Raw genomic sequence first — 26,289 nt, 5'->3', positions numbered from 1 at the left:
CTCAAGCCCGCTGCTCGGGAACATCGACATAGCGCCACCAGTCGCGCGTCAGCGGGTGGCGCATAAAGCCCTGCACCCCGGGCTGGCACATGTCCACGCGCAGGGTGTGCGCATGCACCTGGTAGGGCATGTATGCCAGCATCAGGCGGTTCGCCTCGCGCATCAGCGCCAGGCGTTCGGGGCCGTCGGGCATGACATGCTGGCGCTCGTAGAGCCGGTCGAAGGCCGGCAGCCTGAAGTGTGCGTCGTTGGACTGGCCGGCATTGGGGCCGTAGGCCATGCCCAGGAAAAAGTCGCCATCGGGCGAGCCTATGCTCCAGGTATAGCCCCAGATCTGCAGCTGGCCGGCCAGCGACTTCTTGATCAGCTCGCCGAAGGTGGCCTGCTCGAACTCCATGCGCAGGCCCACCGCGTCCATGCGCTTCTTCCACAGCTCGTTGAGCTGGCGCTGGCGCGCATCGGTGGTGCCGGCCTTCCTGAGAGCTAGGCGACTGCCGTCGGGATGGGTGCGGTAGCCCTCGGCATCGCGGCGGTCGTAGCCGTAGAGATCCAGCAGGGCTTGGGCGCGCGCCGCGTCGCTGCGGCCGGCCTCGCTGCGCAATTCGGGGTCGTAGCCATACACCGCCGGCGGCAGCATGGACTGGGCCAGCACGCCCTGGCCCTTGTAGATCAGGCGCAGCTCGGCCTCGTTGTCGTAGGCCAGCGTGATGGCGCGGCGCAGCGCCACGCGCTCGGGCGTGATGCCGCCGATCTGCGCATCGTCAAGGTTGAAGTAGCTGAAGCGGATGTCGCCGCCATAGCTCGCATAGGCATGCACGCCGCGCCTGGCCAGGGCCGGCGCGAGCTGGCCGCGCGGCAGCGCATGCGGCGCCATCTCGGTGGGCAGCTCCAGCAGGTCGAGCTCGCCGCCCACAAAGGCCAGCCAGCGCGGCTGGCTCTCGGTGATGATGCTTAAGTGCACCTCGTCGAGCAGGGGCAGGCGCCGGCCCTGCAGATGCCGCGCGATGGCCTGGCCTTGCGCATCGCCGGGCGCGGGCTCGGCCTCGAAGTACTGCTCGCGAAAGCCGGGGTTGCGCTCCAGCACGACGAGCGAGCCGCGCCGCCAGGACTTCAGCCTGAACGGCCCGGTGCCCACCGGATGCGCCATCACGTCGCCGTCGGGTGCCTGTTCCACCACCTCGCGCGCCAGTGCCGCGGCGTAGTTGCCCGAGGCCAGCACATGCACAAAGCGCGGATCTGGCGCGGCCAGGCGGATCTCGAAACGGTAGCGGTCGAGCGCGCGCAGGCCCGCCACGGGGCGGTCGTAGTCGAAGGGCTGCTTGTCCTTGATGGCCGCGGCGCGCAGCTCCGACAGGCCCAGCAGCCGGGCGGTCTCGTAGACGTAGAGGTGCTCGGTCTTGATGCGCGGGTCGTAATAGCGCTTGATGGAATAGACGTAGTCGGCCGCCACCAGCTCACGCGGCCTGCCGCCGAAGGCCGGGTGCTCGGCAAAGAAGATGCCGGGGCGCAGCGTGACGACAAAGCGCGTGAAGTTGTCCGACACCTCGGGCAGGGCCGCCGCGGTGAGCGGCACCAATTTGGCCGGGCGCGCCAGGTAGTCGTAGGCCAGCGGCGCCTCGAAGATATGCGCGTTGACCTGCACCGAGGTCTGGTCGGAGACCTGCGGCGGATCGAAGCCCACCTCGGCCGAATTCATCGCGGTGCGCAGCACCTTGCGGCCGCCAGCTGCCGCTGCCGCCGCCGCGCCCAGCGGCGCGAGCAGCGCGCCTTGCAGCAGCGTGCGGCGCTTCATCGTCATCATCGTCATGGCGCGGCCCGCCGCTCGCTATCGACGTCCAGATAGGACCAGAAGCTGTTGCCAAACACCGGCCGCCGGAAGCCCAGCAGCCAGGGCTGGCTGAGGTCGGTGACGACGCGGTGCACGCGGTACTTCTGCGGCATATAGGCCAGGGTGATGCGCTGCAGCTCGCGCAACTGCGCCAGGCGCTCGGGGCCGTCGGGCAGGCGGCGCATGGCGTCGTAGGCAGCGTCGAACTGGGCGTTGCGAAAGCGCCCCAGGTTCTGGCCGCCGGCGGCCGGGCCATAAAGCAGCTCGAAGCCCAGCTGCGCGTCGGGCGTGGAGGCCGAATAGCCGAGCTGCCAGACCATCAGCTGGCCGGCGCGCGAGGCCTTGAGTTGCTCGGGCCACTGCGCCGATTTCACCTTGATGCGGATGCCGATGCGGGCCATGTCTTTTTGCCACAGCTCCTCGAAGGGGCGCGAGCGGCTGTCGGGCGAGGAGGCGTATTCGATCAGCAGCGGCGTGCCGTCGGGCTGCTCGCGCCAGCCGTCGCCATCGCGGTCCAGATAGCCATAGATGTCCAGCAGGGCCATCGCGCGTGCCGGGTCGAAATCGCTGTTCTCGCTCTTGAAGTCGGCGTCGTAACCCCAGGTCAGCGGCGCCACCACCGATTGCGCCGGCACCGCCTGGCCACGCCGCACCTGGCGGATCTCGCGCCCCACGTCGGTGGCCAGGCCGATGGCGCGGCGCAGCGCCACCTTGGCGGGCGTGGTGCCGCCCACCACCGGGTCTTCCATATTGAAATAGAACAGCGTGCGGTCGGGGCTGGCCATGCTGTGCGCCCGGATTCCCTGCTTGGCCAGATGGGGCGCGATGCGGCCATGCGGGATGGCGATGTCGGCGTACTCCTCCGGCAGCAGGAACAGCAGGTCGAACTCGCCGCGCAGAAAGCTCAGCCAGCGCGGCTGGCCTTCCTCGATGATGGCGATCTCCACCGCGTCCAGCATCGGCAGGCGCCGGCCCTTGAAGCGCGCCAGCATGGCCTGGCCCTCGGCGTCGTCGGCATTCGGCTCGGCGTCGTAATACTGCTCGCGGAAGTTGGGGTTGCGCTCGAACAGCATGCGCGAGCTGCGCCGCCACTGCTTGAGCACAAAGGGCCCGGTGCCCACCGGGTGCTCCATCGCCTTGCCAGGGTAGGCTTCGATCACCTCGCGCGCCACCGCCACCATCACATCGCCAATCGCCAGCGTGTAGAGCAGGCGCGGGCGCGCCTCGGCCAGCTTGATCTGCAGGGTGTAGCGATCGAGCGCGCGCAGGCCCTCCACCGGCCGGTCGTAGTCAAAGGGCTTCTTGCTCTTCAATGCCTGCTGGCGCAGCTCGTCCAGGCCCAGGATGCCCTCGTCCTTCAGGCTGGAGTAGAGCGGGCTCTTGGTGGCGGGGTCGAAAAAGCGCTTGAAGCTGTAGACGAAATCCTCGGCCACCAGCTCGCGCTTCCTGCCCTTGAAGGCCGTGTCGTCGGCGAAGTAGATGCCTTGCTTCAGCTTGACGGTCCAGGTGCGGAAGTCGGCCGACACTTCGGGCATGCCATCGGCCACATTCGGCTTGATCTTGTAGGGCCGCGCCAGGTGGTCGTATTTGTAGAGGCCGTCGAAGATATGCGCGGTGAGGTAGCGCGAATAGAGATCGGAAATCTGCGCGGGGTCGAAACCGGTCTCGCCCACCAGGAAGGCGTAGCGCAGCAGCTTGCGTTGGGCCTCGGCCGCCTCGGCGCGCAGCCCCAGCGCCGCCGCACTCAGCACACAGACAGCCAGCACGCGGGCGAAGGTGGCTGCCATGGCTCAATGCTTCGGGCTGCGATCGATGTCGATGTACTGCCAGAACTCGTTGCGCAGCATGGGCCGGCGGTAGCCGATCAGCTCGGGCTGGCTGATGTCGTTGACGATGCGATGCACATGCGTCTTCATCGGCATCCAGGCGGCCTGGATGCGCTTGGCCTGCAGGAACAGGGCCTCGCGCTCGGGGCCGTCGGGCAGCACCTGCATGCGCTCGTAGAGCGCGTCGAACTCGGCGTTCTTGAAGCGCGCAAGATTCTGGTTGCCCGACTGCGGGCCATACATGCGCTGCAGCGCGCCAATGCCGTCGGGGCCGGCGGCGGTCGTGCCCAGGAACCACAGCATCAGCTTGCCGGCGCGCGCCTGCTTGAGCTGCTCGGGCCATTTGCCGTGAAAGAACTTCACCTGGATCTGCACGGCCCTGAGGTTGCGTTGCCAGAGCTCGTCGTACTGGCGCGAGAGCGAGTCGGGCTGACTCGCCACCTCGATCACCAGCGGCGAGCCATCGGGCATATCGCGCCAGCCGTCGCCGTTCCGGTCTACATAGCCATAGAGGTCGAGCAGGGCACGCGCACGCGCCGGGTCAAAGTCGCCGATCTCGCTCTTGTAGCGCGGGTCGTAACCGCTGGTATGCGGCAGCACCATGGACTGGGCCACCACCGCCTGACCACGGCGCACCTGGCGAATCTCGCGCTCGATATCCAGGCTGAGCGAGAGCGCGCGGCGCAGCGCCACCTTCTCGGGCGTGTAGCCGCCCACGGTGGCGTCTTCCATATTGAAGAAGGTGAAGGAGCTGTCGGAGTTCAGGATGCGGTGCAGCCTCATGCCCTGCTTGGCCAGATTGGGCGCCAAGCGGTTCTGCGGCAGCGCGACACCGACGAACTCGGCCGGCACGCGGTCGATCAGATCATGCTCCTTGTTGAGGAAAGACAGCCAGCGCGGCTGGCTCTCCTCGATGATGGAAACCTCCACCCGGTCCACCATGGGCAGGCGCCGGCCCTTCAGCCGCGCCAGGATGGCCTGGCCCTCGGCATCGTCGGCGCCGGGTTCGGCCTCGTACAGGACCTCGCGATAGGCGGGGTTCCTCTCCAGCACGATGAGCGAGCTGCGCCGCCATTGCTTGAGCACAAAGGGCCCGGTGCCCACCGGGTGACCCATGATCTCGTCGCCATAGGCCTCGACCACCTCGCGCGCCACCGCACCGAACAAGTCGTTCTGCGCCAGCGTTTCAAGCAGGCGCGGGCGCGCCTGTTCGAGCCTGAGCTGCAGGGTGTAGCGGTCGAGCGCGCGCAAGCCCTCGATGGGGCGCTCATAGTCAAAGGCCTGCTTGCCTGCCAGGGCCTGCTTGCGCAGCGCGGCCAGACCGACGAGGCCGATCTCCTCCACGCTGTTCCAGATCGGGCTCTTGACCTTGGGGTCGGCGAAGCGCTTGAGGCTGTACACATAGTCCTCGGCCACCAGCTCACGGGGCTTGCCCTTGAAGGCCGCATCGTCGGCAAAGAAGATGCCGGGCTTGATGCGTATGGTCCAGGCCTTGAAGTCGCTTGATACCTCGGGCAGGCTTGCTGCAGTGAGCGGCCTGATCTTCACCGGCAGGGCCAGCGGGTCGTAGCCGTACAAGGCCTCGAAGATATGCGGCGTGACGGTGCGCGAATAGGTGTCGCTGATCTGCGCCGGATCGAAGCCGGTCTCGGCGATCGGGAAGGCATAACGAAACACCTTGACGGGCACCTGCGCCTCTGTAGCGTTCGCCTGGCCGAGCACGGCGCTCAAGGCCAGGGCCAATATCCAATGCTTCATCATTTTTGCGGCCGCTTGGCCTCGTCGACGTCCACATACTGCCACCAGTCCTGCCAGAACAGGGGCCGCCGGTAGCCGATCAGCCAGGGGTAGGCGAGGTCGGTGTAGATGCGATGCACATGGGCCTTGTAGGGCAGATAGGCCAGCGAGATGCGCTGCGCCTCGCGCAGCAGGGCGGCGCGCTCGGGGCCGTCGGGCAGGCCCTTCATGCGCTCGTAGAGCTGGTTGAAACGCGGGTCGTTGAAGCGCGAAAGGTTCTGCCCGCCGCTGGCCGGGCCGTAGAGGCGCTGCATGGCCTCCTGGCCGTCGGTGCTGGCGGCCGACGAGGCCACGCCCCACACCATGAACTTGCCGGCGCGTGCGCTCTTGAGGTTCTCGGGCCACTTGGCCGTCTGCAGCTCCAGCTTGATGCCCACCGCCATCAGGTTTTTTTGCCAGAGCTCGTCGAGCTGGCGCGACACCGCATCGGGCTGGGTGCGGCGCTGTATCACCAGGGGCTGGCCATCGGGCAGTTCGCGCCAGCCGTCGCCATCGCGGTCCAGATAGCCGTAGAGGTCCAGCAAGGCCTTGGCGCGCGCCGGGTCGTGGCTGCTGAGCTCGGACTTGAACCCGGCCTCATAACCCTTGGTATGCGGCACCAGCTGCGACTGCGCGGGTATCGCCTGGGCGCGTCGCGCCAGGCGGATCTCGCGCTCCACATCGGTGGCCAGGCTGATGGCGCGGCGCAGCGCCACCTTGTCGGGACCCATGCCGCCCACCACCGGATGCTCCATATTGAACACGGTCAGCGTGGCGTCGGGAGCGACGGTGCGCCAGGCCTGCACGCCGCGCTTGGCCAGATTGGGCGCCACCTTGCCGCCCGGCGCTGCGATGCCGATGAACTCGGCCGGCACACGCTCCAGGAAATCGGACTCGGTGTTCAGAAAGCTCAGCCAGCGCGGCTGCACCTCCTCGATGATGGCGATCTGCACCTCGTCGAGCATGGGAATGCGGCGCCCCTTGAAGCGCGCCAGCAGAGCCTCGCCCTCGGCATCGTCGGCCACCGGCTCGGCATCGTAGTAGCGCTCGCGGTAGCCGGGGTTTTTCTCCAGCACGATCTGCGAGCTGCGCCGCCAGCTCTTGAGCCTGAAAGGCCCGGTGCCCACCGGATGCTCGGCGATCTTGTCGCCATAGGCGGCCACCACCTCGGGCGCCAGCGCGCCGTAGAGGCCGTTGTCGTTCATGATCAGGTCCACCAGGCGCGGGCGCGGCTGCTCGGTGCGGAACTGCAGGGTGTAGCGGTCCAGCGCGCGCAGGCCTTCGAGCTCGGTGTCATAGCGCATGGCTTGCTTGCTGGCCAGCGCCTGCTGGCGCAGCGCCTTCATGCCCAACAGGCCGGCCTCTTCCAGGCTGCTCCAGATCGGGCTCTTGAGCGCCGGATCGGCAAAGCGCTTGTACGTGAACACGAAATCGGCCGCCGTGAGTTCGCGACGCTGGCCCTTGAAGACCGGGTCATCGGCAAAGTAGATGCCGGGCGTGATGCGCACCGTGAAGGTCTTGAAGTCGGCCGAGACCTCGGGGTCGCCTGCCGCCACCAGGGGCAGGATGCGCACCGGCCGCGCCAGGTGGTCATAGCGGTAGAGCGACTCGAAGATGTGCGAGGTGACGGTGCGCGAATAGATGTCGGTGAGCTGCGAGGGATCGAAGCCGGTCTCGGCGATCGGGAAGGCATAACGCAGCACCTTGGTGGGCGGCGTCTCGGCGGCCTGCGCCGTTACCCATGTCAGTGCCAGCAGCAGGGCGGCGACCCAGTGTCGATTCACCTTGTCTACCTCTGCCGCTGGGCGTTGTCGATATCCACGAACTCCCACCAGTGCAGCTTGAAGGGATGGCGGCGGTAGCCGATCAGCTGGGCATGGGCCAGGTCGCTCAGGTAGCGATGGCCGCGGTATTTGTAGGGCATGTAGGCGGTGGCCAGGCGCTTGCTCTGCAGGAAGATCGCGTCGCGCTCGGGGCCGTCGGGCAGCGATCCCACGGCGTCAAACAGCTTGTCCATCTCGGGCAGGCTGAAGCGCGCGTAGTTATAGGTGCCGATATGGCCGCTGTGCAGGGCCGCCAGCGAGTCCTTGCCGTCGGGCATGGAGGCGCTGTTGGCCAGGGCCCAGAGCTGGAACTTGCCGGCGCGCATGGACTTGAGGTTCTCGGGCCACTTGGCCACCTTGTAGCGCAGCTTCAGGCCCACCTTGGCGAGCGACTTCTGCCACAGCTCGTCGATCTGGCGCTGGAAGCCGTCCGGCGTGGTGAGGCTTTCCAGCTCCAGCGCGCTGCCGTCGGGCAGCTCGCGCCAGCCGTCGCCGTCCACGTCCTTGTAGCCGTAGAGGTCCAGCAGGGCGTTGGCGCGCGCCGGGTCGTACTCGCCCATCTCGCTCTTGTAGGCAGGGTCGTAGCCGCTGGTATTGGGCAGGTAGAGCGATTGCGCCACCACCGCCTGACCGCGCCGCACCAGGGCCATCTCGCGCGGGCCGTTGGTGGCCAGGCCGATGGCGCGGCGCAGCGCGATCTTGTCGGCCGTGTAGCCGCCCACCACCGGGTCCTCCATATTGAAGACGGTGTAGAGCACGTCGGAGGCCAGGCTGCGGTAGGCCTGGATGCCGCGCTTGGCGAGGTTGGGCGCCAGGCGGCCGTTGGGCATGGCCTGGTTGATGAAGTCCTCGGGCACGCGCTCCAGCAGATCGAACTCGCCGCCCAGGAAGGACAGCCAGCGCGGCTGGTTCTCCTCGATGATGGAGACTTCCACCCGGTCCACCATCGGGATGCGCCGGCCCTTGAAGCGTGCCAGCAAGGCCTGACCCTCGGCATCGTCAGCGTTCGGCTGGGCCTCGTAATAACGCTCGCGGTAGTCGGGGTTCTTTTCCAGCACGATCAGCGAGCTGCGCCGCCACTGCTTGAGCACAAAGGGCCCGGTGCCGACCGGATGGCCCATGCTCTGCTCGCCGTAATGCTCGATGGCCTCGCGCGCGGTGGCGCCGTAGAGGTCGGTCTGGGCCAGGATGTCGATCAGGCGCGGCCGCGTTTCCTTGAGCGTGAGCTGCAGGGTGTAGCGGTCCAGCGCGCGCAGGCCGGCGATGGGGCGGTCGTAGTCAAAGGGCTTGCTGCCCTTGCTCTTGAGCAGCTCGGCGCGGTACTCGGCCAGGCCCACAAAGCCCTGCTCGTCGATCTCGCTCCAGTGCGGGCTGTTGAGCACCGGGTCGGCGGTGCGCTTGAGCACATAGACATAGTCCTCGGCCACCAGCTCGCGCTTCCTGCCCTTGAACACCGGGTCGTCGGCGAAGAAGATGCCGGGCTTGATCTTGATGGTCCAGGTCTTGAAGTCGGCGCTGACCTCGGGCATGCCGGCGGCGGTGACGGGCACCAGCTTGGCGGGCCGGGCCAGATGATCGTAGCTGTACAGACCCTCGAAGATATGGCCGGTGATGGCGCGCGAGTAGAGGTCGGTGATGCGCGCCGGGTCGAAGCCGGTCTCGGCAACGCGGAAGTTGTAGCGCAGCAGCTTGGGCGCAGCGGGCGGCGCCTCGGCAGCGCCGGCCGCGCCCAGGCTCAGCGCCAGCGCCAGACCCATCAAGAGCTGTTTCATGGCCGACCCCCCTTGGGCAAGCGCTGCGTGTCGACGTCCACGTATTGCCAGAAGTTGCGCACGAAGACGTTGCGCTCGTAGCCGATCACCCAGGGCTGAGAGAGGTCGGTAAAGATGCGGTGGATATCCATCTTGTAGGGCATGTAGGCGATCAGCAGGCGTTGGGCTTCGCGCATCACGGCCTCGCGTTCGGGGCCGTTGGGCAGGGCCTTCTGCTTGTCGTAGAGCGCGTTGTAGGCCGGCAGGTCAAAGCGCGCCTTGTTGGCCTTGCCCTTGGCACGGCCATCGCCCAGCGCCAGGAAGGTGTCGTTGTCCGGGGTGGTGGCGACCCAGCTCACGCCCCACATCTGCAGCTTGGCGGCGTTGGCGGACTTGAGGTTCTCGGGCCATTTGGCGGTCTTGAACTCCATCCTGACCTTCAGCGCCTCCATGCCCTTGTGCCAGAGCTCGATCAGCTGGCGGCTGGTGCCGTCGGGCTGGGTCGCGTACTCGATGCGCAGCGGCGTGCCATCGGGCAGGTCGCGCCAGCCGTCGCCGTCCTTGTCGGTGTAGCCATAGAGGTCCAGCAAGGCGCGGGCCTTGGCCAGGTTGTACTCGCTCATCTCCGACTTGAAGCCCGGGTCGTACCCGAACACGCCCGGGATCGATGGGCCTTGCGCGGCAATGCCCTGGCCGCTACGCGCCAGGCGGATCTGCTTGTCCACGTCCATGGCCAGGGAAATGGCGCGGCGCAGCGCGATCTTCTCCGGCGTGTAGCCGCCCACCACCGGGTCATCCATATTGAAGTAGGAGAACGCGATCTCGGGGTAGATGAAGCGCGTCATCCGCACGCCCTTCTTGGCCAGATTGGGCGCCAGCTTGTTGCCGGGGATGGCGATGTTGGCGAACTCGAAGGGCAGCTCCTGCAGCACCTCGGCCTCGCCGCCCAGGAAGGACAGCCAGCGCGGCTGGTTCTCTTCGATGATGGCGATCTCCACCCGGTCCACCATGGGCAGGCGGCGGCCCTGCAGGGCCCGCACCTGGGCGGCCAGCTCGGGCTTGTCGGCCGGCGGCTGCTCCTTGTAGAACTCCTCGCGGTAATTCGGGTTCTTCTCGAGCACGATGCGCGAGCTGCGGCGCCATTCGGCCAGGCGCCAGGGGCCGGTGCCCACCGGGTGCTCCATGATCTTGTCGGCATAGGCCTCGACCACTTCGCGCGCCACCGCGCCCAGAAAACCGGCATCGGCGAACTGGTAGATGAAGCGCGGATCACCCACGCCCAGCTTGATCTGGAACTTGTAGCGGCCCAGCTGCTGCAGGCCCTCGACCGGGCGCTCGTAGTCGAAGGGCTTCTTGGCCGCCATCAGCTCGCGGCGCAGTTCCGACAGGCCCAGGATCTTGACGTTCTCCAGCAGGTAGAGGTTGGGGCTCTTCCATTGCGGGTCGTAGTGGCGCTTGATCGCGTAGATATAGTCGGCGGCGGTCAGCTCGCGCTTCTTGCCACCAAACACCGGGTCATCGCTGAAGTGGATGCCGGGCCTGAGCTCGAAGCTCAGGGTCTTGAAGTCGTCCGAGATCTCCGGCATCGCCACCAGGGTGTTCGGGACCAGCTTGGCCGGCCTGGCCAGGAACTCGAACTTCAGGGGCGCGTCGAAGATGCCGGCGGCCACCGTCTTGCTATAGGTGTCGGAGATCTGCGCCGGGTCGAAACCGGTCTCGGCCACCCGGAAGGCATAGCGCAGCACCTTGGGCTCGGGAGTGGGTGCCTGGGCCGCGGCACAGGTCGAGAAGAATACGCCGGCCAGCAGTACGGCCGCGGTGCGGGCAAGGCCAGCTCGTCGCATTACAAGAATTCCATTCACAAGTAGCAAAGGCGCCGGTGGCCTTGTGAGCCCGGCGCATGGGGGCGAAGTCTAAAGGCCGAGCCATGGCCCTGCCATTGCCAGCAACTCAGGAAAATGCCGGTTGGAACTCGGGGCAGTCTCGCATAGACTCGGCCCTGCCAAACCCCGATCGCCACGAGTGACCGGGGTTTGACTTTATCTATCTATCGACGCGTGTGATTGGAGACCGACAGCAATGGCGGCATACCTGATAAGGCGCTTGTGGCAAATGATCCCCACCTTGTTGGGTGTCGTGCTGCTGGTGTTCTTCCTCTTCAAATACTTTGGCAGCGATCCTGCCGAGGTGCTGGGCGGCCTGAACGCCAGTCCGGAACAGATCGACGCGATCCGCGAGCAGCTGGGCCTCAACAAGCCGGTGCTGGAGCAGCTTTGGATCTTCATCAAGCAGATCGTCACCTTCAACTGGGGCAAGAGCTGGGCCACGCAGGAAGCGGTGTCCAACCTCTTCGCCAGCCGCCTGCCGGCCACGCTGACGGTGATGCTGCCCATCCTGGTGCTGGAAGTGCTGCTGGCGATTCCCTTCGCGCTGGCGGTGGCCTATGTGCGCGGCTCGCTGACCGATCGCGCGGTGATGATCCTGACCACCGTGGCGGTGTCGATCTCGCTGCTGGTCTATGTGATCGTGGGCCAGTATGTGTTCGCCTTCCGCCTGGGTTGGTTCCCGGTGCAGGGCTGGACCGACAGCTTCTGGACCAACCTCACCACCTACGCCCCCCTGCCGGTGGCGGTGGCGGTGGCGGTGGCGCTCTCGCCCTACACGCGCCTGTACCGCACCTTCTTCCTGGACGAGATCGGCCATGACTATGTGCGCACCGCGCGCGCCAAGGGCATGACCGAGCGCACCATTTTGCTCAAGCATGTGCTGCGCAACGCCATGATCCCCATCATGACGAACGTCTCGGTGGCGCTGCCGGGTGTGTTCACCGGCTCCTTCCTGCTCGAGGTGTTCTTCTCGATCCCGGGCCTGGGCCGCGAGATCCTGCTGGCGGTGAACCGCAGCGACTACCCGGTGATCCAGGCCTTTGCGATCTACATCGCGGCGCTGACCATGGTGGTGAACCTGATCACCGACCTGCTCTACAAGCTGGTCGATCCTCGTGTGGTGCTGAAATGAGTACCGTGATGAACGTACCCGTCACCGGCGCTGGTCCGCAGCGCTCCCAGGGCGTCTGGGCCGCCTCCTGGCGCCGCCTGCGTACCAACAAGCTGGGCATGTTCTGCATGGCCATCGTGGCCTTTTTCCTGGTGCTGGTGGCGCTCTCGGGCAGCGGCCTGGTGGCCAAGGACTGGCAGAAGGAAGTGGGCGTGCCGAATGCCCAGCCCACCTTCATGGGCCCGGCCCCGGCCGAGGCCGCCGGCGTGATCGCACAACCCAAGGGCCCGAACGTGGACCTGAGCGACATCGACCCGCTGGCGCCCAGGTACAAGGAATGGGAAGAGCGCGCCAAGGCCTACAAGACCGAAGCCACGGTGAAGGCCGAGACCCTGCCCTTCGGCGGCGACCGCCTGGGCCGCGATGTGCTCTCCAAGGCCGTCAAGGGCGCCGAGGTTTCGATCCTGGTGGGCGTGCTGGCGGCGGTGGTGGCCACGCTGATCGGTACCGTGCTGGGCGCCGTGTCGGGCTTTTTCGGCGGCAAGGTGGGCGACCTGCTGGAGTGGGTCTACAACGTCTTCAACGCGATTCCCTACATCCTGCTGGTGTTCGCCTTCGCGGCCATCTTCGGCCGCGGCGTGCTCTCGGTGGTGCTGATCCTGGGTCTGACCGGCTGGACTGGCATCTACCGCCTGATACGCGCCGAGTTCATGAAGCATTCGGTGCGCGAGTATGTGCGCTCGGCCGAGGCCATCGGCGCCAGCCGCATGTCGCGCATGTTCAAGCACATCCTGCCCAATGTCTCGCATGTGGCCCTGGTGCAGCTCTCGCTGCATGTGGTGAGCTTCATCAAGAGCGAGGTGATCCTGTCGTATCTGGGCCTGGGCGTGGGCGTGGACCAGGTCTCCTGGGGCACCATGCTGAGCGAATCGCAGAGCGAGCTGATCCTGGGCTATTGGTGGCAGCTGGTGGCGGTGACCGGCTTCATGGCCGTGTTCGTGACCGCGTTTGCGCTCTTCACCGATGCGCTGCGCGATGCCCTCGACCCGAAGCTGCGCGGCCTGGAGTGATGGACCACCCCCTACGCGCTGCGCGCGCCCCCTCAAGGGGGCAAGCCCGTCGGCCCGGCAAAGCCGGTGCCGCGGGCTTCGCTGGGCTTGAGCACTCAAGCGCCCTGGCTGCGCTGTAAAGCGAGACGGAGATACTTCCTATGTTGTTATCAATTCAAGACCTGAAAGTCGCCTTCCGCATGGGCAAGGTGCAGGGCCAGATGCAGCGCGCGCTGGCCGTCAAGGGCGTGAGCTTCGACATTCCCGAGAACTCGACCGTGGCCCTGGTGGGCGAGTCGGGCTCGGGCAAGAGCGTCACCGCCATGTCCATCCTGAACCTGCTGCCCGACAATGCCGAGCGTGAGGGCAAGATCGAGTTCCAGGGCCGCGACCTGCTCAAGACCTCGCTGCCCGAGCTGCAGGGCATACGCGGGCGCGAGATCGCCTGCGTGTTCCAGGATCCGATGACCTCGCTGAACCCGGTGTTCACGGTGGCCGACCAGATCATGGAGCCCCTCATCAAGCACATGGGCATGAGCCGCCGCCAGGCGCTGACGCGCGCCGAGGAGCTGCTCAATGAAGTGGGCATCCCCGACCCGAAGCGCCGCCTCTCCAGCTACCCGCACGAGATGTCGGGCGGCCAGCAGCAGCGCGTGATGATCGCGGTGGCGCTGGCCTGTTCACCCAAGCTCCTGATCGCCGACGAGCCCACCACCGCGCTGGACGTGACTATCCAGCGCCAGGTGATGGAGCTGATGGCGCGCCTCAAGGACTCGCACAAGATGAGCATGTTGTTCATCTCGCACGATCTGGGCGTGGTGGGCGAGATCTCCGACCAGGTGGTGGTGATGCGCCATGGCGAGATTCGCGAAAAAGCCCCGGTGGCCGACATCTTCCATAACCCTCAGGATGCCTACACCAAGGCCCTGCTGGCCTGCCGCCCCTCGCTCACCGAGAACCCGGCGCGCCTGATGGTGATCGACGACCATATCGCCGGCCGCAGCGTGCACGAGGGCGCCGGCAAGGCCAAGGACCCGAATGCGCCCGTCATCCTCGAAGCACGCGGCCTGAAGAAGAGCTTCTTCTTCAAGCAGGGCCTGTTCGGCAAGAAGGAGTTCCAGGCCGTCAAGGATGTGAACTTCAAGCTGAGGAAGGGCTACACCCTGGGCGTGGTGGGCGAGTCGGGCTCGGGCAAGACGACGATGGGGCTGACGCTCTTGCGCCTGCACGAGCCCAGCGGCGGCGAGGTGCTGTTCGAGGGCAAGGACTTGCTCAAGATGGCCCCCGGCGATTGGCAGAAGATGCGCCGCCGCATCCAGGTGGTGTTCCAGAACCCCTATGCCTCGCTGAACCCGCGCTTCACGATAGGCCAGACCCTGGTCGAGCCGATGGAGATCCACGGCATCGGCGCGAATCACCAGGAGCGCCTGGCCACCGCCAGCGCCCTGCTGCAAAAGGTCGGCCTGGACGACAGCGCGCTCAACAAATACCCGCATGAGTTCTCGGGCGGCCAGCGCCAGCGCATCGCGATCGCGCGCTGCCTGACGCTGAATCCCGAGGTGCTGGTGCTGGACGAATCGGTGTCGGCGCTGGACGTGTCGGTGCAGGCCCAGGTGCTGAACCTCCTGAAGGACCTGCAGGACGAGTTCGGTTTGAGCTACATCTTCATCAGCCACGACCTGGCGGTGGTGAAGTTCATCTCCGACGAGGTGCTGGTGATGCAGAACGGCGATGTGGTCGAGCAAAGCGAGACCCAGAGCCTGCTGGCCGCCCCCAAGCAGGAGTACACGCGCCGCCTGCTGGGCGCGGTGCCGCGCGGCTACCAGGGCCAGGCCGCGGCCATGGCCGCCGCCTGACGCAGGCGGGGCCGGGCCGTGCAAGCCGCAAGCGGGCCGGACAGCAGCGCTGCCACGGCAGCTCCGGCGGTCCCGGCCACCAGCCTGCTGCACTGCCTCAACTGCGGCGCGGCCGTGCTGGGCCCCTTCTGCGCCCAATGCGGCCAGGAAACCCGCGCGCAAGTGCCGGGCGTGCTGGAGTTCTTTGGCGACGGCATCGGGCGCTTGCTGGCGCTGGACGGCCGGCTCTGGCGCACCCTCTATGCCCTGCTGCTGCGCCCCGGCGAGCTGAGCCTGGAGTATCTGCGGGGCCGCCGCAAGCACTATGTGCGGCCGGCGCGCCTGTACTTCTGGCTCTCGCTGCTGCTGTTCGCGGTGCTGCGCTTCACCACCACGCCGGTGGTGGTGGGTCCGCAGCCGGGAGAAGAAAAGTCCAGCGGCAGCTATTTGTTCACGGTGACGCCCCCGCCCGCCGCGAGTGCCGCAAGCAGCCCGCAGAAGCCGGCATCGGGCGCCACCGCGGCCAAGGCTGAGGACGAGCGCCCGTCGCGCTCGATCAGCACGCAGGTGCAAATGTTCCTCGCCGACTTTGACAACCCAGTGGCCAGGCATGCCGTGCTGCGCTTGCAGCATTTCCGGGACATGCCCAGCGAGGATCGCGCGGCGCAACTCAGCAATGGCCTGCTGCGCTTCGGGCCCTATGCGCTGTTTGCCCTGCTGCCGCTCTTTGCTGCCTTGAACCTGCTGGTGCACCTGCTGCACCGCAGCCCGCGGCCCCATCGCCCACGGCGTTATGTCGAGCATCTGGTCTACGCCGCCCACCTGCACTGCTGCGCCTTTGTGCTGGCGACGCTGGTGCAGCTGACGCCGCTGGGCTGGCTGCCGCTGCCGGCGCTGCTGGCCTTCTGCGTCTATGTCTTCATCGCGCAGCGCCGCGTCTATGGCGGCAGTTGGTGGGCCAGCCTCTTGCGCATCGCCGTGCTGGGCGCGGTCTACATCTTCTGCCTGGCCGCCACCACCTGGCTGATGTTGGTGCTGGCCATGATGGTCTGAGGCGCGCGCCGCCGCATGCCTCAGGGTGCGCGCTCGCGGTAGGGAATCTTCAGAATCCGGTCGCCGGTAAAGGATCCCAGGTAGAGCGAGTCGCCGAGCTGCTCGGCCACCGTCACCGCACCCATGGGTGCGCCCTCGTGTTCGAAAACGGTTTCGGCGCGCAGCGCATCGGGATCTATGCGCAGGATGCGAAAGGCCAGGCCGCAGCCTTCGTCGGGGTGACGGACGCAGCTGAAATGCTGCAGCTTGTTGCCCATCAGCGAGGCCGCCAGCAGCCAGCCCTGCTGATCCCAGCTGAGGTTGTCGGGTGAATCGACCGCCACGGCCGCCAGGCGCGCGCCGCTGCCGCGATCCAGCTTGATCACTTGCTTGTCCGCGGTCAGGCTGAGGAATACCGCGCGCTCGTCGGCGCTCAGCGCGATGCCGTTGGGAAACGCGCCATGGCTGCCGGCCAGCACGCGAAACTCCTGCTCGCGCGTCGGCAGCCACTCGAAGGCGTAGCCGGTGGCGATGCCGAGCTGCGACTTCAGCATGCTGGTGTTCAGGCCCAGCAGGGTGGGCGCGCTGGGGTCGAACATATGGCTGGCCACAAAGCCGCCGCTGCGCAAGAGCGCCACGCTGTTGAGCGACACGCCAGCCGGGGCGATCACACAGCCGCGCCATGCCAGAGAGTGTTGGCCCGCGCCCGTCGTGCCCAGCTCGAACATCTCCACGCTCATGCGCCCGCCATGGTTGACCGCCGCCACCTGCCAGCGGCCGTCGTGCCGCTGCTGCACCGAGATGCCCAGCGGCGAGAACTCCGCGCCCGGCATGCCGGGGCAGTTGCTGGCGCCCCAGGGCTCTGGTGGCCGACCCTCACCAGCGGCGTCAGGAGACTGCGCCCCGGCCGGAAAGGCCGTGCTGACGGTTTGCTTGAGCGTGTCGAAGAAGCGCAGCTGGCCGGGGCGCGGTTGCAGCAGGCCGCTGACCTGGCTGACCAGCAGGGTGCGCTGATCGGGCAGGCGCCGGATGTCCTCCGGGTTCCTGAAGCCGCACAGCACCGTCATGGCAGCGCTGCCGCCCGGCTGGCAATCGCCCACCGGCGGCGCCGCGCAAGCACCGAGTAACAGCAGCAGCAGGGCGGCCACGGCTGGAAGAGTCGAAGAAGTGATGCGGGTCTGCTTCATGGTTTGGTGCTGCCGTGGTAGCGGGCGCTGGCGCGTGCAAAGCGTGCGATGGTGTAGGGGATCAGCGGACGATAGAGCAGACGCAGCAGCCAGCCAGGCAGCCACTGGCCGCGCTCCTGCAACGCGACGCGCGCGCGGGGATGCTCCATGAAGCGGTAGGCCGAGGGCCGGTAGCCGCTCAGATCGCGCCTGAATTCGAGCCGGCACAGGTGCTTGACGCTTTTATAGCCGTAATGCGCCGGCGCCACCAGGCGCAGCGGCGCGCCATGATCGAGCGTGAGAGGCTGACCCTCCAGTTGATCGGCCAGCAGCACATCGTCGGCCAGCAAATCCGCCAGCGGCAGGCTGCAGCGGCCGCCGTCCTGCCCATGCAGGATCACCTGGCAGGCGTCAGGGGCCGGGCCGGCCAGGGGCTGGATCAGCCGCGCATAGGCGTCGCGCAACCGCACCCCGCCCCAGCGCAGGCCGCGGCGCGACCAGCTGGTGACGCAGTGGAAATCGCTGCACTGCTCGACCCTGGGCAGGCTGGCCAGCTGGGCGGCATCCAGCTCGATCTCGGCGCGCACATCGCCACAGATGCGCAGCTGCACATGGCCGGGCTGGCGCGGGAAGCGCGCGGCAAATGGCAGCAGGCCAAAGCGCGGGAAATGGTCCAGCTCGCGCTGGCCCGGCGGCAGACCGGCGGCGCTCATCTCACTGCGCGCCCCGCCGGCACAACATCAACAGCGCCGGCGGAAACGCCAGCCAGAAGCCCGAATCCGGCATCAAGGCCACGCCCAGCAGGGCCAGGCCCAGCAGGCCCCAGCCCTGCACGCGCAGGGCGCGCTGCGCACCGGCGCGCTCCAGCGGCGTGATGGCCAGGGCCTGCAGGGCCAGCACAAAGCCGAACAGCAGGAACCAGACGGCCGCCGCCACCATGGGGTCGCGCCCCACGGTGTTGATCAGGCCGCGCGCCAGCACATCCCGGTAGACCTGGGCAAACACCACGAGGGCAAAGGCGGTGTGCAGCGCCGCGACGCCGAGCAGCCAGTGGCCCATCCAGACGCGCGGTTTCAGGGCGATGGCTTGTTCCTGCATGAGTTTTCTCCCGAGTAAATGATGAATGGGTTGTCGGTGCGCACCCGGGCGCCCAGCTGGGTCAGCAGCTGGTTCAGGCCCAGGTAGGCGCGGTCGAAATAGGGCAGCGCGGCGGGCATGTCCCGCAGGTGGCGCAGGGCGATGCGGTGACGCGCGCCGTCCATGCGAGGCAAGGGGCTGCGGCGGCTGAAGTCAAAGCAGGGCTGGGCAAAGGGTTCGAGCTGCCAGGCCAGCAACTCACGCAGCGCCGGGTAGAGCTCGCCGTCGAAGCGCGCCTGGTCCAGGCTGGCGTCGATCAGGCCCAGGCCGAGGTAGGCCGCGCGCAGCGCCACCAGCCCCGCCGGCCCGCGCAGGCCCGCCGACCAGGCCTGCGCCAGCCCGGCGCCAAAGGCGGGCGAGAGCGCGCGCGTGCAGCCGAAGTCCAGCAGGCCCAGTTGGCCATCCGGCATGAAGAGGTAGTTGCCGGGGTGCGGGTCGGCGTGCAGACGGCGCAGCACAAACACCATCTGAATGAAGGCGTCGAAGATCAGCTGGCCGGCGCGGTCGCGCGCGGCCTGGCTGGGCGCTGTGGCCAGCCATTCCTGCAGGTGCTGGCCGTCCAGCGCCTGCATGCACAGCAGCTGGGCGCCGCTTTGCTCATGCATCACCTCGGGTATCACCAGGCCCGGCAGCCTGAGTTCGGCGCGGAAACTGTCCAGCGCGCGCGCCTCCTGCGCATAGTCCAGCTCGGCTGCCAGCGTGGCTTCGATATCGTCGAGCACGCGCGCCAGCAGGCTCGCATCCGGCAGGGCGGCCCCCGCCAGCGCCAGCCCGCCCAGCAGGGTGCGCAGCAGGCGCATATCGCTCTTCACCGTGGCGGCGATGCCGGGGTATTGCAGCTTGAGCGCCACCGCCCGCCCATCCGGCAGGCGCGCGCGGTGCACCTGGCCCAGGCTGGCGGCGGCAAAGGCCTGCGGCTCGAAGTCGGCGAAGCGCTGCTCCCAGTCCGGCCCCAGGGCCTGGCGCATGCGCTTGCCCACCAGGGCCTGGTTCAGTGGCGTGGCCTGGTAGCAGGCCTTGGCCAGTTGCTCGCGCAGACCCTCGGGCAAGAGGCTGGCTTCGGTGCTGAGCAGTTGCGCGGCCTTCAGTGCCACGCCCTTGAGCTGGTTCAGCGCGGCAAACAGGATGCGGCCCAGCTCGGCCTCGCGCGCCGCCTCGGCGGCGCCGCGCTGGGCCTCGTTGAGGGTCAGGTCTTGCGCCTTGTGGGCCAGGCGCGCCACACCGGCGCGCGCCAGCGCACCGCCGGCAATCGCGGTGCGCGCCAGCCGGCCGCGGCGCGGCGGCTTGGCGTCAGCGCTGCTGGGCACGGATCACCTGGCGCAGCATCAGCGGCACGATCAGGCTGTGCGCTGGCCCCACCACCCACATATAGATGCGCCCGAGCCGGTTGTGCTCGTGCACCACTGTGCTGAGCGCCAGCCGCGTGCTGCCATCGGGTTGGGCCAGGCGCAGCAGCGAGAGGCGCACATGCAGGTGGCGGTCGTTGTCGCCGATCACCAATTCCTCGGGGTGCAGTTCTTCGAGCGTGAAGATGCCGATGCGGTCCCCGATGCGATAGGCCTCGGCCGGCTTGTCGCGCTGCTGGGGCGGCAGGCTGCCCAGCTGCTTGAGCCCGAATAGGGCGACGACGCGGTTGCGCATCGCCATGAGGGCGTTCATCCAGCCGGGCGTGAGGGCGCTGAAGCTCAGATAGCTCTGCAGCACGCCGTGCCTGGGCTCGGGGTCGGGCAGCAGATAGCAGTCGGCAAAGTCGGCGTTGTGCAGGCTGGCCGCCAGCACGCTGGCCGCCGGCACGGGGATCTTGCAAACCTTCATGAACGCGCCTCCTGCACCGCGCCCAGGCCGCGCCGCGCCAGCTTGAGCAGGTCCAGCATGCCGCTGCCGCCTTGCAGCAGGCGCGCCAGCTGGTTGCGCAGCAAGAAGCCGCCGAGCTCGCCGAGCTTGTTGATGAGGCCGCTTTGCAGCATCAGCACCAGCAGGCCCAGGCTGAGGTCGGTGAGCTGGGTGGTGTCGGAGAACTCCTCGCTCTCGTCCTGCAGCCAGTAGACCAGCAGGCCGAACACATAGTCGGCGAACAGGCCGGCCAGCAGGCCCTTGAAATCGCAGGCGGCGATCTCGCCGGCGGCCTCGGCCTGGCTCAGGAAGTCGCTCACCGTGGCCTTGAGCAGCGGCTTGCCGGGCAGCGCGTCGCCCATCAGCAGCAGGGGCGATTGGCGCGCCAGCTGGCGCGTGAGCGCAACAAACTCGCGGTCCGGCAGCAGGCGCTCCAGCACCGCGTCCACCAGGCGCTGCAGGCGCTCCTGCAGGGCGAAGGCGGCCAGGCCCTTGGTCTTGAGCGTGCTCGCCACCGCCTCGCCCAAGGCCAGCTCGTAATAGCCCAGCACCAGCTTTTCCTTGCTGGGGAAGTATTTGTAGATGGTGGCGTCGCCCAGGCCGGCGGCGCGCGCGATCTGCTTCATGCTGGTGGACTCGTAGCCCTGGCGGCTCATCAGCTCCACCGCGGCGGCCAGGACGAGGCGCTGGTTCTTGTCCTGCTGCGACTTGGATATCTTCATTTGCTATCCATTAAAACGACAAATTCAAACGTCAATGGATAGTACGTATACAACACAGGGTTTGCAAGCTAAACCTGCTGGCGTTCTTCGCCGTCGTGGCGCCGTAGCGCCTGGCGCCCACCATGGCGTGGCGGCCCGCCATCTGACGACATATTGCACAGGAGTGCCGGCCAGCTGTCGGGATATGCTGAACTTCCCTAGGCGTCGCGCCCGGTGGCTTCACTACACTGCGCCGGGCATGCAGAGGAGAACGCATGGCGGGTCGCGGCATTCGAAATGCCACGCCGTGCGTCGATAGGGCAGAGGATGAGCAAGGCTTTCTTGGCTGACGCAGGAGCTCGTGCACCCGGTGCAGGTGCTGCTTGCCTGCGCCTGGCGCTGAGTCTGGGCCTGACGCTGGGCCTGCCGGCCTGCCAGCCACCGGCCGCGCCCGTCACGGCAAGCCCCCCGGTGGCGGCCGGCCAGCTGCGCGGCAGCAGCGCCAGCTGGGCGGCACTGGAACAGATCGAGCGGCGCGACATCGCCCTGCCCAAGCAGGATGCCCAGGCCCTGCAGAGCCTGCTGGAGCAATTGCCAGCCGGTAGCGCCGAACGCCTGGAGGCGCTCAGCCTGCGTGCTACCCTGCTGGCCAATCTGGGTGAGCGCAGCGGGCTTGACCAGATCCTGCAGGAGCTGGAGCAATGGCCCAAGGAGGCGCTGCGCCCAGCCGCGCAACTGGCCGCCAAGCTCGCCCGCGCCACCCGGTTTGCCAAGAACGGCGAGCTGGCCGCGGCCAGCCAGGCCCTCGCGGGCCTGGCCGCCTACCGGCCCGGCCCGGTCGAGGCCGGCCTGCTGTGGCGTGCCCAGCTGCGCCTGTCCAAGGTAATGGGTGACCGCGGCGAGATGGACGAGGCCATCAACGGCGGGCTGGCGGCGCTCAAGCTGGCCGAGCGCATGGACTCGCACTGGCGTCGCGCGATTTCGCTGGGCAATCTGGCCTTCGCCTACTTCCGCGCCCAGCAACAGGAGCGCGCCGCCGCCACCGATGCACAGGCGCTCGCCGAGGCCCAGCTGGATCCCGACCCGGTGACGCTGAATTCGGTCTACACCTCGCGCTTCATCGTCTACTCCGAACAGGGCGACGGCCGCATTGCCACGGAGGCCAACGCGCAGGCGTTGGCGGCGGCACGCGAGATGAAGTCCGACACGCTGGTATCGCTGGCGCTGGGCAACTCGGCCGACTACCACCTCAGGCGCGGCAACTATGCCAAGGCCTTGCAGCTGGCGCAGGAAAGCCTGGCGCTGGCCGCGAAGACCCAGGACGTGGCCGCCGAGACGCTGGCGCGCCACAACGCCGGCATTGCCAAGATCGGTCTGCACCGGCTGGACGAGGGCAAGCGCGAGGTCATGCAGGCGATTGCAATGGACGAGCAGCGCGAGGCCAGCACCTATGCGGCCGACGGCTGGCTGGAGCTGGGTGGCTATCTGGAGCGTTTTGGCGACCTCAGCGGCGCCGTCCATGCCTACCACCAGGCGCGCCGGCTCTCCGATCTGGTGCTGCGCGAAGAGAACCGCAAGGCCGTGCTGGAAGCGCAGGCGCGCTACGACGACGAGCAGCGCGCCAAGGAAATTGCCCTGCTCAACCACGACAACAGCCTCAAGGAAGAGCAGATCACGGCGCGCGACCTGCAGCTCAAGCTGTGGGGCGCGCTGGGCGGCTGCGTGCTGGTCTCGGCGGCGCTGCTGAGCCTGGCCTACCGCCGCGTGCGCAAGACCAACCAGGCCCTCAAGAACACCAACGAATCGCTGCGCATCCAGAGCGAGCGCGACCCGCTCACCGGGCTGGCGAACCGACGCCATTTCCAGGCCGCCATCAAGCTGCTGGCCGACCAGGGCAGGCTCTCGGGCACGGTGTTCCTGATCGACATCGACCACTTCAAGCGCGTCAACGACGTGCATGGCCATGCGGCCGGCGACTCGGTGCTGATCGAGGTGGCACGGCGCCTGCGCCAGACGCTGCGCGAACAGGACCTGGTGGTGCGCTGGGGCGGCGAGGAGTTCCTCATCGTGGTGGCCTCGCGCGCCGCCGACGACGCCCGCCTGCTGGCGCAGCGCCTGCTGGACCAGATCGGCCAGCAGGCCGTGCAACATGGCAGTCAGGCCATCGCCGTGACGGCCTCGATCGGCTTCGCCAGCTTCCCGCTCGCGCCGCACAACCTGGCGGTCAACTGGGAGCGCGCCATCGACCTGGTGGACACCGTCATGTACATGGCCAAGGCGCATGGCCGCAACCGGGCCTATGGCATCGAAAGCATGGAAGCCTCCGACGAAGACAGCCTGCAGGACCTGGCCGGCCGCATGGAGGCGGCCTGGCACGAGGGCCGGGTCCAGCTCTGCAGCCTGCAGGGGCCGCAGGCCGAGGAGGCGGCATGACTCGGCCGGGCAGCGCCGCATGCCTGGCGCTTGCACTGACCTGGTGCGCATGCGCCCAGGCCCAGTCCTTCGATGCCGAACTCGACACCCGGCTGGCGCCGGTGGCGCGCCTGGCCGCCAACCATCCCGAGGCCGGCCTGCAGGTGCTGGAGCGCCTGCAGAAGGAGAAGCATGGCGGTGGCGCCGAGTCCGGCCATTGGCAGTTCGAACTGGCGCGTGCGCGCTTGCTGCTGGCCATCGGCGAGATCCGCCAGGCGCAGGAGCTGGCCGAGAAGCTGGCGCGCCGCTCCGAAGACCATGCCAAGCTGCTGCGCGCCGAGATCGCCGAGCAAGGCGCACAGAGCGACCTGGCCGGCGAGCTGGCGCAGCAAAGCCTGCAGGGTCTGGAGCGCGGCTGCTCGCGCAGCCAGCCGGCCGAAAGCGTGGCCAGCGGCATGTGCGATTTCCGCGCCAGCTGGGCGGCATTGCGCATCCTGCAGCGCCACCAGACCAACCGTGGCGAACTCGCCTTCGCCAACACCAGCAACAGCTTCGCGCTGGCCTTGGTCCAGGCCGGACACGACAAGCTGATGACGGTGTTCAGCCTGGGCGACCTGGCCCTGCTGAACCAGCTGCAAGGCCAGCCCGAGGCGATGAACAAGCACATCGCGCTGGCGCTGCAGACCGCGCAGGGCGATGCCGAGGCCATGGCCAGGGTGAAGATCTACGAAGCCGCGCTGGCGGCGCGCCGGCACGAGCCCGCCGTGCAGCTCAAGCTGCTGGAAGAGGCCTTGCGCTATGCCACCGAGGCCGATGCCACGCGCGACGTGGCGCAGGTGCAGGGCAATCTGGTCGACTCCTATATGCACCAGGGCGAGCCCGCCAAGGCCGTGGCGATGGCCAGGCTGGCGCTGCCGGTGATCACGCGCTTCCGCGACCTGCGCTTTGAACGCACGCTGCGCCACAACCTCTCGGTGGCGCTGGTGCTGCTCAAGCAGTTCGACGCCGCCCGGCAGGAGATCGCGCGCGTGGACGTGCTGCGCCAGAGCCAGACCGAAGGCGCGCAGCGCGTCGCCGAGCTGCGCGAGCTGGGCCAGGCCTTCGCCGACGCCGGCCAGGCCAAGGAGGCCATCCGTCTCTACCACGAGGAGCGCCAGCTCAGCGCCGAGGTGGCGGCACGCAACCGCGAGGCCTCGCTGCAGCAGCTGCGCCTGAAGTACGACAGCGAGGGCAAGCAGCGCGACCTGCAGCTGCTGGCTCGCGAGAACGCCGTCAAGGAGCAGCAGCTCGTCAACCGCCAGCGCGCCAGCCAGGTAGGCGTGGCGCTGGCGGTGCTGCTGGGCCTGTCGATGCTGCTGGTGGGCTGGATGCTGCTGCGCGTGCGCGATGCCAACCGCAGGCTCAAGGCCAAGCAGGCGCTGCTGCGCATCCAGAGCGAGCGCGACCCGCTCACCGAGCTGGCGAATCGGCGCCACTTCCTGGGCGTGATGGCGCAGCAGGAGGCCGATTGCTTCGAGGGCGCCCTGCTGATGGTCGACATCGACCACTTCAAGCATGTCAACGACCGCCATGGCCATGCCGCGGGCGACATCGTGATCTGCGAGGTGGCCAAACGCATCACCCAGGCGGTGCGCAACGAAGACCTGGTGGTGCGTTGGGGCGGTGAGGAATTCCTGGTGTTCGCGCCCGGTGTGCCGCAAAGCCAGCTGCCGCAGCTGGCCGAACGCATCCTGTTCGGCGTGGGCAGCACGCCGGTGCAGATCGAGAGCGGCCCGCTGCAGGTGAGCGTGTCGATCGGCTATGCGCATTTCCCGCTGCCGCCCTCCAGGCTCAAGCTGCACTGGGAGCAGGCGGTGAACTGGGCCGACATGGCGCTCTACACCGCCAAGTCGCAGGGCCGCAACCGCGCGGTCGGCATCGTCACCGTGCTGGCGCAGGACAGCGACGCGCTGCTGCAGATCGAGGCCGACTTCGACGCCGCCTGCTCGTCCGAACGCGTCAGCCTGCAGCAGGTGGCAGGGCCGCCGCGCTGGCAGAACTCCACCCAGCATTCACAGTTTTCATAGTGGAAGCCCCAGGGCGCGGCGGCGAGACCGCGCCAGATACTGGTGCGCATGAGCAAGCCGACGCGCCGTGAACTGCTGGGCCTGGCCGCCCTGAGCATCAGCCCCTGGTCGCTGGCACAAGCCCCCTGGCCGAACCGGCCGCTGCGCATCGTCGTGCCCTTCGCACCCGGCGGCACCACCGACCTGCTGGCACGCGCCATCGCGCCCGAGCTGCAGAAGGCGCTGGGCCAGCCGGTGCTGGTGGAAAACCGGCCCGGCGCGGGCGGCAACCTGGGTGCCGCCGAGGTCGCCAAGTCCAGCGACGGCCATACCCTGCTGATGGGCACGGTGGGCACGCATGCGATCAACCAGTCGCTCTACCCCAAGCTGCCCTACGACCCGGTGAAGGACTTCTCGCCCATCACCCTGGTGGCGGCGGTGCCCAATGTGCTGGTGCTGAACCCGGCGCGTGCGCAGCATTACGGCATCAACTCGGTGGCCGATCTGGTGCGGGTGGCGCGCGCCAACCCCGGCCGGCTGAACATGGCGTCGAGCGGCAACGGCACCTCCATCCACCTGGCCGGCGAGCTGTTCAAGAGCATGACCGGCAGCTTCATGCTGCACTTCCCCTACCGTGGTTCCGGGCCGGCGCTGATGGACCTGATGGCCGGCAACACCGACCTGATGTTCGACAACCTGCCCTCGGCGCTGCCGCACATCAAGGCCGGCAAGCTCAAGGCCCTGGCCGTCACCAGCGCGCAGCGCAGCGAGGCGGTGCCCGAGCTGCCCACCATCGCCGAGGCCGGCGGCGCCTTGCTGAAAGGTTATGAGGCCAGCTCCTGGTTCGGCCTGCTCGCGCCTTCCAGCATGCCTGCCGACCAGGTGGCGCGGCTGCAGCGCGAGGTGGCCAGGTCGCTCGCCAATCCGGCCATCAGGGAACGCATGGCTGCGCAGGGCGCGCTCGCCAGCGGCAACACGAGCGCCGAGTTCGCCGCCCTGATTGCCAGCGAGAGCGCCAAATGGGCCAGGGTGGTGAAGACTTCGGGCGCCAAGGTCGATTGAGGCGGCGCACAAGCGC

19 protein-coding genes are annotated in these 26,289 nt (G+C 67.9%); 7 read left to right on the top strand and 12 right to left on the bottom strand.

What is annotated here, in order from left to right; genetic code table 11:
- Position 1: 1 nt before the first annotated feature.
- From WG898_RS12390 to WG898_RS12365, 6 genes are read right to left on the bottom strand one after another with little or no spacing between them, the layout of a single operon-like run.
- Positions 2 to 1,807, bottom strand: a complete 1,806-nt coding sequence (locus WG898_RS12390; RefSeq protein WP_339603107.1) for an ABC transporter substrate-binding protein — start codon at positions 1,805 to 1,807, stop codon at positions 2 to 4.
- Positions 1,804 to 3,615 carry an ABC transporter substrate-binding protein gene (locus WG898_RS12385; RefSeq protein WP_339603106.1) on the bottom strand — a complete coding sequence of 604 codons (1,812 nt, stop codon included), beginning with the start codon at positions 3,613 to 3,615 and terminating at the stop codon, positions 1,804 to 1,806. Before WG898_RS12385 ends, WG898_RS12390 begins: the two co-directional genes overlap by 4 nt.
- 3 nt (positions 3,616 to 3,618) lie before the next feature.
- Entirely contained in the window at positions 3,619 to 5,415 is a 1,797-nt protein-coding gene (locus WG898_RS12380; protein ID WP_339603105.1) for an ABC transporter substrate-binding protein, read from the bottom strand.
- Complete coding sequence (locus WG898_RS12375; protein ID WP_339603104.1) at positions 5,412 to 7,214, bottom strand: ABC transporter substrate-binding protein; 1,803 nt, start codon at positions 7,212 to 7,214, stop codon at positions 5,412 to 5,414. The genes WG898_RS12380 and WG898_RS12375 overlap by 4 nt, the downstream gene beginning before the upstream one ends.
- Positions 7,215 to 7,219: 5 nt before the next feature.
- Positions 7,220 to 9,025 (bottom strand): ABC transporter substrate-binding protein, encoded by a 1,806-nt coding sequence (locus WG898_RS12370; protein WP_339603103.1) that lies wholly within the window; start codon positions 9,023 to 9,025, stop codon positions 7,220 to 7,222.
- A complete protein-coding gene (locus tag WG898_RS12365; RefSeq protein ID WP_339603102.1) occupies positions 9,022 to 10,848 on the bottom strand; it encodes an ABC transporter substrate-binding protein in 1,827 nt (608 codons plus the stop codon). Before WG898_RS12365 ends, WG898_RS12370 begins: the two co-directional genes overlap by 4 nt.
- Positions 10,849 to 11,083: 235 nt before the next feature.
- Here WG898_RS12365 and WG898_RS12360 point away from each other — a divergent pair, with 235 nt between their 5' ends.
- From WG898_RS12360 to WG898_RS12345, 4 genes are all read left to right on the top strand, one after another.
- Positions 11,084 to 12,022 (top strand): ABC transporter permease, encoded by a 939-nt coding sequence (locus WG898_RS12360; protein ID WP_339603101.1) that lies wholly within the window; start codon positions 11,084 to 11,086, stop codon positions 12,020 to 12,022.
- Between the two features lie 8 nt (positions 12,023 to 12,030).
- The gene (locus tag WG898_RS12355; protein ID WP_339603100.1) at positions 12,031 to 13,071 is read left to right on the top strand and encodes an ABC transporter permease; all 1,041 of its coding nucleotides are present in this window, start codon (positions 12,031 to 12,033) and stop codon (positions 13,069 to 13,071) included.
- Between the two features lie 140 nt (positions 13,072 to 13,211).
- The gene (locus WG898_RS12350; RefSeq protein ID WP_339603099.1) at positions 13,212 to 14,906 is read left to right on the top strand and encodes an ABC transporter ATP-binding protein; all 1,695 of its coding nucleotides are present in this window, start codon (positions 13,212 to 13,214) and stop codon (positions 14,904 to 14,906) included.
- An 18-nt stretch (positions 14,907 to 14,924) separates the two neighbouring features.
- A complete protein-coding gene (locus WG898_RS12345; RefSeq protein WP_339603098.1) occupies positions 14,925 to 15,938 on the top strand; it encodes a DUF3667 domain-containing protein in 1,014 nt (337 codons plus the stop codon).
- A 20-nt stretch (positions 15,939 to 15,958) separates the two neighbouring features.
- Here WG898_RS12345 and WG898_RS12340 read toward each other — a convergent pair whose 3' ends face one another.
- From WG898_RS12340 to WG898_RS12315, 6 genes are read right to left on the bottom strand one after another with little or no spacing between them, the layout of a single operon-like run.
- On the bottom strand, positions 15,959 to 17,104 hold the full coding sequence (locus WG898_RS12340) for an SMP-30/gluconolactonase/LRE family protein (RefSeq protein WP_339603097.1): 1,146 nt from the start codon (positions 17,102 to 17,104) through the stop codon (positions 15,959 to 15,961).
- On the bottom strand, positions 17,101 to 17,796 hold the full coding sequence (locus tag WG898_RS12335) for a molybdopterin-dependent oxidoreductase (protein WP_339603096.1): 696 nt from the start codon (positions 17,794 to 17,796) through the stop codon (positions 17,101 to 17,103). Before WG898_RS12335 ends, WG898_RS12340 begins: the two co-directional genes overlap by 4 nt.
- Position 17,797: 1 nt before the next feature.
- Positions 17,798 to 18,181, bottom strand: a complete 384-nt coding sequence (locus WG898_RS12330) for a DUF6463 family protein (RefSeq protein ID WP_339603095.1) — start codon at positions 18,179 to 18,181, stop codon at positions 17,798 to 17,800.
- Complete coding sequence (locus WG898_RS12325; protein ID WP_339603094.1) at positions 18,157 to 19,527, bottom strand: ABC1 kinase family protein; 1,371 nt, start codon at positions 19,525 to 19,527, stop codon at positions 18,157 to 18,159. The genes WG898_RS12330 and WG898_RS12325 overlap by 25 nt, the downstream gene beginning before the upstream one ends.
- Positions 19,511 to 20,035 carry a DUF2867 domain-containing protein gene (locus tag WG898_RS12320; RefSeq protein ID WP_339603093.1) on the bottom strand — a complete coding sequence of 175 codons (525 nt, stop codon included), beginning with the start codon at positions 20,033 to 20,035 and terminating at the stop codon, positions 19,511 to 19,513. Before WG898_RS12320 ends, WG898_RS12325 begins: the two co-directional genes overlap by 17 nt.
- Positions 20,032 to 20,775 carry a TetR/AcrR family transcriptional regulator gene (locus WG898_RS12315; RefSeq protein ID WP_339603092.1) on the bottom strand — a complete coding sequence of 248 codons (744 nt, stop codon included), beginning with the start codon at positions 20,773 to 20,775 and terminating at the stop codon, positions 20,032 to 20,034. The genes WG898_RS12320 and WG898_RS12315 overlap by 4 nt, the downstream gene beginning before the upstream one ends.
- A 321-nt stretch (positions 20,776 to 21,096) precedes the next feature.
- Here WG898_RS12315 and WG898_RS12310 point away from each other — a divergent pair, with 321 nt between their 5' ends.
- The 3 genes from WG898_RS12310 to WG898_RS12300 are packed head-to-tail and all read left to right on the top strand — an operon-like array spanning position 21,097 to position 26,273.
- Positions 21,097 to 23,187 (top strand): diguanylate cyclase, encoded by a 2,091-nt coding sequence (locus tag WG898_RS12310; protein ID WP_339603091.1) that lies wholly within the window; start codon positions 21,097 to 21,099, stop codon positions 23,185 to 23,187.
- Positions 23,184 to 25,232, top strand: coding sequence for a GGDEF domain-containing protein (locus WG898_RS12305; protein WP_339603090.1), 2,049 nt, complete (start codon positions 23,184 to 23,186; stop codon positions 25,230 to 25,232). The genes WG898_RS12310 and WG898_RS12305 overlap by 4 nt, the downstream gene beginning before the upstream one ends.
- A gap of 48 nt (positions 25,233 to 25,280) precedes the next feature.
- Positions 25,281 to 26,273 (top strand): Bug family tripartite tricarboxylate transporter substrate binding protein, encoded by a 993-nt coding sequence (locus tag WG898_RS12300; RefSeq protein WP_339603089.1) that lies wholly within the window; start codon positions 25,281 to 25,283, stop codon positions 26,271 to 26,273.
- Positions 26,274 to 26,289 lie beyond the last annotated feature (16 nt).

It is taken from the genome of Paucibacter soli (assembly GCF_037482845.1).
Taxonomy (GTDB): domain Bacteria; phylum Pseudomonadota; class Gammaproteobacteria; order Burkholderiales; family Burkholderiaceae_C; genus Paucibacter_B; species Paucibacter_B soli.
The sequence above is the reverse complement of the archived record's forward strand: the minus strand, read 5'-3'. Positions and strand labels throughout refer to the sequence as shown.

What these genes read in the sequence shown, in the direction of transcription:
- WG898_RS12390 (WP_339603107.1), bottom strand. Translation starts at nt 1,807, where the DNA reads ATGACGATGATGACGATGAAGCGCCGCACGCTGCTGCAAGGCGCGCTG.
- WG898_RS12350 (WP_339603099.1), top strand. Translation starts at nt 13,212, where the DNA reads ATGTTGTTATCAATTCAAGACCTGAAAGTCGCCTTCCGCATGGGCAAG.
- WG898_RS12320 (WP_339603093.1), bottom strand. Translation starts at nt 20,035, where the DNA reads ATGAAGGTTTGCAAGATCCCCGTGCCGGCGGCCAGCGTGCTGGCGGCC.
- WG898_RS12315 (WP_339603092.1), bottom strand. Translation starts at nt 20,775, where the DNA reads ATGAAGATATCCAAGTCGCAGCAGGACAAGAACCAGCGCCTCGTCCTG.
- WG898_RS12365 (WP_339603102.1), bottom strand. Translation starts at nt 10,848, where the DNA reads ATGCGACGAGCTGGCCTTGCCCGCACCGCGGCCGTACTGCTGGCCGGC.
- WG898_RS12385 (WP_339603106.1), bottom strand. Translation starts at nt 3,615, where the DNA reads ATGGCAGCCACCTTCGCCCGCGTGCTGGCTGTCTGTGTGCTGAGTGCG.
- WG898_RS12335 (WP_339603096.1), bottom strand. Translation starts at nt 17,796, where the DNA reads ATGAGCGCCGCCGGTCTGCCGCCGGGCCAGCGCGAGCTGGACCATTTC.
- WG898_RS12330 (WP_339603095.1), bottom strand. Translation starts at nt 18,181, where the DNA reads ATGCAGGAACAAGCCATCGCCCTGAAACCGCGCGTCTGGATGGGCCAC.
- WG898_RS12305 (WP_339603090.1), top strand. Translation starts at nt 23,184, where the DNA reads ATGACTCGGCCGGGCAGCGCCGCATGCCTGGCGCTTGCACTGACCTGG.
- WG898_RS12370 (WP_339603103.1), bottom strand. Translation starts at nt 9,025, where the DNA reads ATGAAACAGCTCTTGATGGGTCTGGCGCTGGCGCTGAGCCTGGGCGCG.
- WG898_RS12355 (WP_339603100.1), top strand. Translation starts at nt 12,031, where the DNA reads ATGAACGTACCCGTCACCGGCGCTGGTCCGCAGCGCTCCCAGGGCGTC.
- WG898_RS12340 (WP_339603097.1), bottom strand. Translation starts at nt 17,104, where the DNA reads ATGAAGCAGACCCGCATCACTTCTTCGACTCTTCCAGCCGTGGCCGCC.
- WG898_RS12380 (WP_339603105.1), bottom strand. Translation starts at nt 5,415, where the DNA reads ATGATGAAGCATTGGATATTGGCCCTGGCCTTGAGCGCCGTGCTCGGC.
- WG898_RS12360 (WP_339603101.1), top strand. Translation starts at nt 11,084, where the DNA reads ATGGCGGCATACCTGATAAGGCGCTTGTGGCAAATGATCCCCACCTTG.
- WG898_RS12300 (WP_339603089.1), top strand. Translation starts at nt 25,281, where the DNA reads ATGAGCAAGCCGACGCGCCGTGAACTGCTGGGCCTGGCCGCCCTGAGC.